A 619-nucleotide genomic window follows, 5' to 3' on the forward strand; every position below is an offset into this window, starting at 1 on the left:
GCGGTTGAGCAGGTCGGGGTCGCGGCCCCACATGATGCCGCGCAGGGCGGGGTCGAAGTGGGTGGCGACCTCGTCGAAGGCGGCGGCGAAGACGGGGAAGGTGTTGTAGAGCTCGCGGCCCATGCCCAGCCGTTGAGCGCCCTGCCCAGTGAAGACGAACGCCGTCGGCCCCTCCGTCACCGCGCCACTGATCACCGCTGCGGACTCGCCGACCTCGGCAAGGGCCTCCAACGCGCTCGGATGGTCCCCCGCGAGCACGACGGCGCGGTGTCCGAGCGCAGCCCGCGAAGTCGCCAGCGTCCAGCCGACATCGGAAAGGCGCAGGTCGGGATGCGCCTCCAAGTGCGTACGCAAGGTAGCGGCCTGGGCGGGAAGCATGGCGGCCGTGCTCGCTGACAGTAGTAGCGGCACCAGGCCGGACGTGTCCGGTAATTCCGGTGCTTCCGGTGCTTCCGGTACGGAGGGCGCCTCCTCGAGGATGAGGTGAGCGTTGGTGCCCGAGATACCGAAGGACGACACCCCGGCACGGCGCGGCCGGCCGACGGCCCGCCACTCCACCGGCTCGGCCAGGAGCCTGACATGGCCGCTGCCCCAGTCGACGTGCGGTGTCGGCTCGTCC

1 protein-coding gene is annotated in these 619 nt (G+C 71.2%); it reads right to left on the reverse strand.

What is annotated here, in order from left to right; genetic code table 11:
* Positions 1-619: ketoacyl-synthetase C-terminal extension domain-containing protein (locus tag AB0C16_RS40245; RefSeq protein ID WP_357691427.1), on the reverse strand; the 619-nt coding region annotated here is incomplete at both ends.

Source organism: Nonomuraea sp. NPDC048916 (genome assembly GCF_040649575.1).
GTDB lineage: Bacteria > Actinomycetota > Actinomycetes > Streptosporangiales > Streptosporangiaceae > Nonomuraea.